This is a genomic window from Bacillota bacterium, from assembly GCA_024655925.1.
Taxonomy (GTDB): Bacteria; Bacillota; DTU025; order DTU025; family JANLFS01; genus JANLFS01.
This window is the reverse complement of record JANLFS010000045.1, coordinates 4062-13122: the sequence shown is the minus strand read 5'-3', so window position 1 is coordinate 13122 and position 9061 is coordinate 4062. Positions and strand designations below refer to the sequence as shown.

Genomic DNA, 9061 nt, shown 5'->3' with positions numbered 1-9061 from the left:
GGAGATCAAGTCCGGGACCATGCCGGATGATGTCGCGATGGATATCCTTGTATCAGATCTGTGCCTCGGGAGGACAGGTGAGAAAGGGGATCGGGCAGTCTGGTCGTGAGCCCCACGCCGCCCACAGAAGACACAAGCCTACTTTCCAGCCCACGACCGGTCAAGTAGGCGAGTCTGAGCACCTGATGTGGAGCCTTCGGCCTTTCGATTATTCGGCGGCGGCGCGGGCGGCGTTCGCCTTCCGGGCGAGCCGGGACTTGCGCCTCGAAGCCTGGTTCTTGTGGATGACGCCCTTCTTCGCCGCGCGGTCGATCGCGCTCATTGCCCGGTTGAGCTGCTGAGTCGCGCCATCGGCACCCTGCTCGGCGAGGGCCTCGTTGCACCTCCGGACCGCCGTCTTGACGAAGGACTTGACGGACGCGTTCCTAAGGGCCCGAACTCTGGACGTCCTCACGCGCTTCTTGGCTGACTTGATGTTCGGCACCAGCATGTCACCTCCTCCGACTGTCCGACTGCGCGGTTCTGATTCTACCACGCACACCTTGGGAATGCAAGCATTGATGAACCTATCTGCACTGGGGGAGACTACGGCTAATCGATGGTCTCTTGGGGGGAGTCGGAAATGGAATGGACACGGGGTTTCGGGATGAAATGGAGGACTGCCCCGGCGGCCGAGACCTCACCGCAGGAAGAGTCCGGTGTGCTCAGGACCGACCTCGCGGTTGAAGCCCATCAGATCGCATCCGGTGCCGCCGGTGCCGAGGTTCGGGGCGTTGTTTCCCAGACTGAGCCCCAGGACTTCGGGTCCGTAACCAGGGTACGCATCATGACCGAGGAGGCCGGACGAGCCCTCGGGAAGGCTCCAGGCAACTACGTAACGATCGATGCTCCCGACCTTCCGCTGCACGACAGGGAACTTCAGAAGCAGGTTGCAGATGGGCTCGCCCGGGAACTGGTGAACATGATCAACGCCAACTTCGGGGCGGACTTCCGGGCCCTGGAAGACTTCACTACGCTCGTGTGCGGTCTCGGGAACTGGAACGCTACCCCAGATGCGATCGGCCCGATGGTGGTTGGGAAAGTGATGGTCACCAGGCATGTGCACTCCATGACTCCTCCTGAGAAGCGAGGCGGGCTGCGTTCCGTGGCGGCGATCTCCCCGGGAGTCCTGGGCTTGACAGGAATCGAGACCGCAGAGATTGTGGGTGGAGTTGTCTCTCGAGTACGCCCAAACCTGATCATCGTGGTAGACGCACTTGCCTCCCGAAACGTCTCCAGGCTGGGCACCACCGTTCAGCTGGGGGATAGTGGCATCCAGCCCGGGTCGGGCATCGGGAACAAGAGGTTCGGGATCACGCGCCAGGCTATGGGGGTCCCGGTGATAGCCATCGGTGTCCCCACTGTGGTACACGCTTTGACCATAGTCGGAGATGCCCTGGACATACTGCAGCGCGGGCAAGCTCCCGGCGTTGCTGTTCAGCAACCCAGGCTGCCAGAGGATGGCCCGCCCCGCCAGGCGCAGCAAGTAGTGTCTCAGGTTCTTCAGCCGTATTTCGGCACCCTGGTGGTTACGCCGAAGGAAGTGGATGTGCTGGTCAAGGAGCTATCGGACGTGGTCGCCGGGGGCATAAACTACGCCCTGCATCCGGCGATAGAGGAGAACGAGATATACCAGTACTTGCAGTGACTGCGGCGGAATAAGCACAAGGCCGCCCGCATAGAGCTGAAAAGAGGCATATGCCAGCTTTGGGGGGCGGTGATGCAAGTGAACGCCTGGAAACGGGCGAGGCGCCAACGCCCCAGGCCCTTTCGGAGGGCGCGGCGGTTGGGCCGTCGCGACCTTTCGGCCTTTCGAAACCTGGCCCTTCTTTACCTGGTCATGATACTGGTGTCAGTCGGCCTGATCGTTGGCCTTCCCAGGAAGGAACAGGCTCAGGTTGTGCCCGCCATTTCGGGTGCGGGGCGGGCGGACGAGACTGTGGAATCCACCGGTTCTCTCCTGTCCCGGATCATCTCCCGGCTCGGGGCGTTTGTGAGGCCGAGGAGTTCCGGGACCGCAAGCGACCGGTCTGACTCGACCAGGGAGATGCCCCCGGGGGACCGGGATATGGGCGGACTGGCGGCACGGGCGCTCCGAGCGGCCATGGGAGCGATGGGCGGGCTAGACCCAGAGGACCCGAGGACGTTCGTGCGGGCGGAACTCCCCGCCATCGTTCGCCCCGCACGCCTGGAATCCTACCCGGCACGGTCGTCGGACGCACGGGTCTTCGCCGAGCTACGTGAGGGGACGTTGCCTGTGGAGGCGCCCTGGCAGGTACAGCGGGCAGGATCTGCGTCAGCATCAGGAGGCGGAGGGGCCGACAAGGGGAAAGAGGTCCTGCGCACGGGCGACAGTGGGAGCAACGGAGCGACGGAGGAGGCGCTTGTCCAGGCGTCATCACGGGCGGAGACACTCGCCAGGGCCCCAGAGGAACGCCCTGAGTCCGGTGTGACGATTGGGGAACCCGAAAGCCGTTCCCCTTCGTCTCCGTCACCGGCTCCCGCCCCAGCGAAACAGCGAGATCAGGCGCGGCCGGAGGCGCCCACCGCTCTTGCGATGCGGCGCGTGTCCGACAACCTGTCGATGTCGGGGACCAAGCCTAGGGTCGCCATACTCCACACACATAGCTCCGAGGCGTACCGGAAGAGCTGGGGAGCCGACTACTGCTGGGGAAAGAGCGAGGGCGTGATCGCGGTGGGAGCCGTCATGGCGGATGAGCTATCGCGCGCGTTCGGCACAAGCACCGTGCATTCCACCAAGATCCATGACTATCCTGACTGGAGCAAGAGCTATGTGAATTCTCTGGTCACCATGAAGTACCTGGTGGGGGCGTATCCGTCGCTGGAGACAATCGTCGACATACACCGTGACTCCCTCCCCGCAAACCTGGAGAGGCTGCGCACGACGACGGTAGACGGGAAGAAAGTGGCGCGTGTGTTGATCGTTGTCACTGAAGAGAGTTCCGCGCTTGCCCATCCGAACTGGCGGAAGAACTACCAATTCGCACTCAAGCTCGATGCTGAGCTGGACCGGTTGTACCCTGGAGTGTCGCGTGGCGTTGCGCGCTACTCCCACTCGCGGTTTAACCAGCACGTCCACGACCGAGCTATCATAATCGAGATCGGAGGGACTGACAACACCCGGGAGGAGGCCGAGCGTTCCGCGCGACTCGTGGCAAGGGCGCTCGTGAACATCCTCTGAGGCTAGAATGGCAAGGCACACCATACTGGAGCTGGTAGTCCTCATTGTTGGGCTTGTGTCCCTCGCGGCCTTCGTAGCGGTGGGGGTTGCGGCGGCTGGTACGGCAGCCTCCCGGATGGCCGGGGCGGCTCGGCCATGGTCTCCTGCAACCATCTCAGTCCCGGAGAAGGGCGCGCTCCGGGTGGAGGTATTCGGGAGAGCGTTCAGAATCGAGATGGAAGACTCCAAGAATCTGGGCCCGGAGCAGTGATGACATGACTGCCACAGTCCACGCCTGCCTCGGTGCGTGTGCGGCGCGGGTCACGAGGGACCCCGCGCTCGCCTTCGCACTTGGGCTTGTGAGCCACTGCGCCCTCGACATGGTCCCTCACTCGGACTACCAGAAGCCAGCTTGGGCGGTTCTCGATATTGTTACAGCGGCCGTCCTGATTGCGGGGTGCTGGAATTCGGGGTTCGGGTCCCGGGCGGCCGTCGCCGGGACGATCGGGGCAGTCCTGCCCGATGTCGAGGTCGTCCTGTCCCACCTCTCCGGCGGAAACGTCACCGGAGTATTCCCGACCCACTCAGGCTTTCTTCCTCACGGGAAGATGCGAGGCCCCGCTGCTTTCCTGGTGCAGGCCGCAGTGGGGGCCTCGGCGCTTGCCATGGCGCTCGGTGTGGTATAATCATCTCTGACTTCCACAGCCGGACGTCTCCGGCGGATGAGGTATGAGATGAACCAGAGCGCCATCCGAAACTTCTCCATAGTAGCCCATATCGACCACGGGAAATCGACTCTCGCTGACCGCATCCTTGAGCTCACGGGGGCCCTGGATCGCCGGGAGATGGTGGAGCAGGTCCTCGACAGGATGGAACTCGAGCGCGAGAGGGGTATCACCATCAAGCTCAAGCCTGTGCGAATCGAGCACCGGGCGGCGGATGGGGAGTCCTACGTATTGAACCTGATCGATACCCCCGGGCACGTCGACTTCACCTACGAAGTGTCACGATCCCTCGCTGCGTGCGAGGGGGCTGTTCTGGTGGTGGACGCATCCCAAGGCGTCGAGGCGCAGACACTTGCCAACCTGTACCTTGCGATCGACGCGGGCCTCGAGATCATCCCTGTGGTGAACAAGATAGACCTCCCGAACGCCGAACCCGAGCGGGTCCGCGAGGAACTCGTAGACCTCCTGGGTGCAAAACCTTCCGAGGTTCTGATGGTCAGTGCCAAGACTGGACAGGGGGTCTCGTCAGTTCTCGAAGCAATTGTGGACAGGATCCCGCCGCCAGCAGGGGATGCTCAGGGCCCGCTTCGTGCGCTGATCTTCGATTCACATTTCGATCCTTACCGTGGCGTAATCATCTACGTTAGGGTAATGGAGGGCCGCGTCAGACAAGGCTCGCGGATCCGGATCATGGGATCTGGCAAGGAATACGACGTGACAGACGTCGGTGTGTTCCGCCCCGAGATGGAACCCGCTGCAGAGCTGGGGCCGGGGGAGGTAGGATTCCTCGCTGCTCAGATCAGGCAGGTGCGGGACGCCGCAGTGGGTGACACAATAACCCTGGCAGCTGACCCTGCTCCGACGCCGCTTCCGGGGTACAGGCGTGTCACACCCATGGTATTCTCGGGGATGTACCCGGCTGACACCGGGGCATATGGAGATCTCCGGGACGCGCTCGAGAAACTACAACTCAACGATGCTTCCATAACTTTCGAGCCTGAGTCATCGTCGGCCCTTGGTTTCGGCTTCAGGTGCGGCTTCTTGGGGTTGTTGCACATGGACATAGTCGAGGAGAGGCTCGAGCGTGAGTACGGCCTTGATCTCATAACCACCGCGCCTTCTGTTGTCTACGACGTCACCAGGACCAACGGGGAGACGTTTCTTGTCGACAACCCGGCGAACCTACCTCCGGCTGGAGAAATCGAGGAGATCCGGGAGCCTTACGTGAGGGCGCAGGTCTACGTCCCGTCGGACTTCATTGGCCCGGTGATGGAACTTGCGACTGAGCGAAGGGGAATTGTCCACAGCCTCGATTTCGTTACGCCCACAAGGGTAAGGGCGACATACGACATCCCGTTGTCCGAGATACTGTACGACTTCTTCGACAAGCTCAAGTCGAGGACGAAAGGGTACGCGTCTTTCGACTACGAGTACCTGGAGATGCGACCATCTGATCTTGTCAAGGTGGACATCCTGGTGAACGGGCGGCCCGTCGATGCACTATCTGTCATCGTTCATCGGGACTATGCGGAAAGACGCGGCCGGCTCGTGATCGAACGCCTGCGCAAGCTAATCCCCAGGCAGCTATTTGACATACCCCTGCAGGCAGCGGTGGGTGCCAGGGTAATAGCGCGGGAAACCGTGCGGGCGGCGAGAAAAGACGTCCTGGCCAAGTGCTACGGAGGGGACGTTACCAGAAAACGAAAGCTGCTTGAGAAGCAGAAAGAGGGCAAGCGGAGGATGAAACAGTTCGGGCACGTGGAGATCCCCCAGGAAGCATTCATGGCTGTGCTCGAAAGCGAAGATGAGTGAGCCTGGTGGGGTTTATGTGCACATCCCCTTCTGTGTGCGGAAATGCGCCTACTGCGATTTTGCGTCCTACCCCATGGAGGGGAGAGACCCTGCTGCCTATGCTGACGCTCTCCTTGCGGAACTCAATCTCCGCCGCGGGGATCTCGTCAGAGTGGCGCCGGTTGCTACGTTGTATGTGGGTGGCGGCACTCCCACCTGCATCCCCGAGAGCGTACTCTGTCGGATCATACAGGGCCTCACCTCGGCCCTGAAAGGTCACGCTGTCGCCGAAGTGACAGTCGAGGCAAACCCGGGCACTCTGGATGAACAGTACGCCCGGGCGCTACTCGCTGCGGGCGTGACCAGGCTTTCCTTGGGGTTCCAGTCCATGAACGGCTCTGAACTGGCCGCCCTGGGCCGAATCCACCGGACGTGTGAGAACACGAGTGCGTTTCGGGCCGCCCGAAAAGCAGGGTTCTCTGACATAAACGTCGATCTGATGATTGGAGTCCCCGGCCAGACTCAGAGTTCGTTCCAGGCCACTTATGAGCGGGTGTTCGCGCTGCGCCCGGAGCATATCTCGGCCTACATGCTTGCGGTGGAGGATAGAACGCCATTGGCTGAAGCGTTGGCCAGAGGCGTCTTGCGGCTACCGGATGAGGACGAAACTGCAGACATGTATGAGTCATTCGTAAGAGAGTCGCGCGCTCGGGGTTATGTGCGGTACGAGGTGTCGAACTTCGCGCTGCCGGGGCACGAATGCCGCCACAACATGGGCTACTGGAGGAATTCGAGCTATTTGGGGTTGGGCGTGGCCGCCCACTCACACTTCGCCGCAGATGGCGAGAGAGTGTGGAACACCTCCGACCCGGACGAATACGCGCGGCGTGTGGGAAGTGGAGAGATCCCCGTGGCTGGCCGCGAGATCATGGGCGCCGACGGAGAGAGAATAGACCGGATAATCCTGGGCCTGAGGACACGACAGGGTGTAGCTGAGGAGGACCTGGAAGGGTTCGGACACGTGGTGCGTGCGCTCGTCGAGGCCGGACTCGTCACCAGGGCACAGGGAAGGGTCGCTCTCACGGAGAAAGGATTTCTCCTGGGGAATCGGGTCTTTCAGGAGTTTGTGTAAAGCCAACCTGCGGGCTGCTCTGGTCAGCTTTCCGGGTCTCGATGGCCGCTACCTCGTCGTTTCGCAGCCTTGACACCACCAACGCTGGATGATATGTTCACATTAGCACTCGTCTCATACGAGTGCTAAAGCACTCGGGAAAGATTAGATCATTCTGAATTGGGTACTGGACTCGAAATGTAACCTGAAGGGCGGTGATGGTCTTGGAGAAGGTCATGGAAGAGCGGAAGCGCGCAATCCTGCGCGCTGTTGCTGACGACTACATCTCCACCGCCGAGCCCGTTGGATCGAGAACTATCGCCCGTAGGTACGGCCTGGGCATAAGCCCAGCGACGATACGAAACGAGATGGCCGATCTCGAAGAAGAAGGGTATCTCGAGCAGCCCCATGCCTCCGCGGGGAGGGTCCCTTCGGATAAAGGTTACCGGTTCTACGTGGACGCCCTGATGAGCGAGAGGGGTCTGTCCGGGTTCGAGGAGAAACGCATCAGGGCTGAGTATGAGAAGCGCCGGGATGAGATCCAGTCCCTGATCAAGGCCACTGCCAAGGTGCTCGGGGATCTCTCGAAATGTGCGTCCGTGGTGGTGGCCCCCGCGGCGCGGGAGGCGGAAATCCGCCACATCCAACTTGTGCCCGTGAATAGCGACAGCGTGCTGGTCCTGGTCGTTACCACGGCTGGTCTGGTTGAGCACAAGCTCATCTCGATAGAACATGCGCTGACCGCATCGGACCTGGACCGGATCTCAGGGATACTTAACAAGCGGCTACGGGGTGCATCTCTGAGCCAGATGCGAGGCAGACTCCTCCGGGAGGTACAGGCTGATCTCACCGCCTACGCATCCTTCATCGAAAGCACGGTGGAGTTGCTCTTGTCTGCGGTCAGCGTGTCTGACCAGGAACGAGTCTACACGGACGGGTTGACGGAGTTGCTCACGCAGCCGGAGTTCAGGGAGATCGAGAGGGCCAAGCCGGTGCTGGGGTTCCTCGGATCCGACGATCTCGTGCTTGGACTTTTCTCTGGTATCGCGAAGGGCGGGCCGAGCGGGCCCAGCGTCAGGATCGGTTCGGAGAACGCCCGCGATGAGCTCAAGGGTTGTAGCGTGGTGAGCGCCTCCTACGGCATTGGGGGCAGGTCCCTCGGGACCATCGGGGTCATAGGCCCCACCCGCATGGACTACGCGGGGGCGATGGCTCTTGTTAGTTTCATGGCTGAAGGGCTTTCGGACCTTCTGACCAGGATGAGCATGAGGAAGGCTCGGGTCTGAGGCGGTGTTTAGCTACGGGCAGACGCGATTACTATGAAGTGCTCGGCGTGGAGAAGAACGCGAGCGAAGACGACATAAAGAAAGCCTATCGCAGGCTTGCGCGGAAGTACCACCCCGACGTGAACCCGGGTGACCCTTCCGCGGAGCAGCTCTTCAAGGAGATAAACGAGGCCTACGAGGTGTTGTCGGACCCAGAGAAGCGTGCGCGGTACGACCAGTTCGGGCACAAGCTGAATGGTGTGCCCGGCGGGTTCGATGCCAGGGACTTCACCGGGTTCGACCCGTTCGGGAGCATCTTCGAGGCATTCTTCGGGGAGAGCCCGTTCGGCGGCGGTGCGCGGGTGGGGCCCGTGAGAGGTGCAGATCTCCGCTACGATCTGGAAATTGAACTTGAGGAGGCCGCCTCGGGGCTCGAGAGGACCATCAAGGTCGAGAGGCTCACGGCCTGCGAAAAGTGTGGGGGAAGCGGCGCGAAGCCCGGGACTGAGCCAAGAACCTGCCCCACATGTCATGGGAGGGGCCAGGTTCAGACGGTGAGTTCCACGTCGTTCCTGAGGTTCTCAAGAGTGGAAACCTGCCCTAGGTGCAGAGGAGAGGGGACAATCATCGAGACTCCGTGTCCGGGGTGCGCTGGTGCGGGCAGAGTGCGCAGAGTTGCCAGCGTAACCGTTGAGATTCCGCCGGGTGTGGATACAGGCGCCAAGCTTCGCGTGAGGGGCGAGGGTGAGAGCGGGGTGCGCGGCGGACCTTCGGGTGACCTCTACATCTACATCACCGTCCGTCCCCACGAAGTGTTCGAGCGGAACGGCAACGACCTTGGCACGGAGGTGCCGTTGTCCTTTACCCAGGCGGCCCTGGGGGACGAGATTACTGTCCCGACAATCGACGGCGAGAGCCGACTCAGGATACCCGAAGGCACTCAGAGCGG

9 protein-coding genes are annotated in these 9061 nt (G+C 61.7%); 8 read left to right on the top strand and 1 reads right to left on the bottom strand.

Annotated features, from left to right (window positions below):
• Window positions 1-208: 208 nt before the first annotated feature.
• Window positions 209-484: a 30S ribosomal protein S20 gene (gene rpsT, locus NUW23_08515; protein MCR4426212.1), complete on the bottom strand. Its 276-nt coding sequence runs from the start codon at window positions 482-484 to the stop codon at window positions 209-211.
• A 138-nt stretch (window positions 485-622) separates the two neighbouring features.
• Between rpsT and gpr the strand changes: the two genes are divergently transcribed.
• From gpr to dnaJ, 8 genes are all read left to right on the top strand, one after another.
• Entirely contained in the window at window positions 623-1687 is a 1065-nt protein-coding gene (gene gpr / locus NUW23_08510) for a GPR endopeptidase (protein MCR4426211.1), read from the top strand.
• Between the two features lie 138 nt (window positions 1688-1825).
• Entirely contained in the window at window positions 1826-3241 is a 1416-nt protein-coding gene (locus NUW23_08505) for a stage II sporulation protein P (protein ID MCR4426210.1), read from the top strand.
• A gap of 7 nt (window positions 3242-3248) precedes the next feature.
• On the top strand, window positions 3249-3491 hold the full coding sequence (locus NUW23_08500) for a hypothetical protein (GenBank protein ID MCR4426209.1): 243 nt from the start codon (window positions 3249-3251) through the stop codon (window positions 3489-3491).
• A gap of 4 nt (window positions 3492-3495) precedes the next feature.
• The gene (locus tag NUW23_08495) at window positions 3496-3906 is read left to right on the top strand and encodes a hypothetical protein (protein ID MCR4426208.1); all 411 of its coding nucleotides are present in this window, start codon (window positions 3496-3498) and stop codon (window positions 3904-3906) included.
• 48 nt (window positions 3907-3954) lie between these two features.
• Window positions 3955-5757: a translation elongation factor 4 gene (gene lepA / locus NUW23_08490; protein ID MCR4426207.1), complete on the top strand. Its 1803-nt coding sequence runs from the start codon at window positions 3955-3957 to the stop codon at window positions 5755-5757.
• Window positions 5758-5773: 16 nt separating this feature from the next.
• Complete coding sequence (gene hemW / locus NUW23_08485; protein ID MCR4426206.1) at window positions 5774-6868, top strand: radical SAM family heme chaperone HemW; 1095 nt, start codon at window positions 5774-5776, stop codon at window positions 6866-6868.
• A 203-nt stretch (window positions 6869-7071) separates the two neighbouring features.
• Window positions 7072-8133, top strand: coding sequence for a heat-inducible transcriptional repressor HrcA (gene hrcA, locus NUW23_08480; GenBank protein MCR4426205.1), 1062 nt, complete (start codon window positions 7072-7074; stop codon window positions 8131-8133).
• Between the two features lie 47 nt (window positions 8134-8180).
• The coding region (gene dnaJ / locus NUW23_08475; protein ID MCR4426204.1) for a molecular chaperone DnaJ at window positions 8181-9061 on the top strand (881 nt) is incomplete at its 3' end.

Excerpts from the sequence above, each read along its gene's own strand:
- lepA (MCR4426207.1), top strand. The coding sequence starts at position 3,955 with ATGAACCAGAGCGCCATCCGAAACTTCTCCATAGTAGCCCATATCGAC.
- NUW23_08495 (MCR4426208.1), top strand. The coding sequence starts at position 3,496 with ATGACTGCCACAGTCCACGCCTGCCTCGGTGCGTGTGCGGCGCGGGTC.
- gpr (MCR4426211.1), top strand. The coding sequence starts at position 623 with ATGGAATGGACACGGGGTTTCGGGATGAAATGGAGGACTGCCCCGGCG.
- NUW23_08500 (MCR4426209.1), top strand. The coding sequence starts at position 3,249 with ATGGCAAGGCACACCATACTGGAGCTGGTAGTCCTCATTGTTGGGCTT.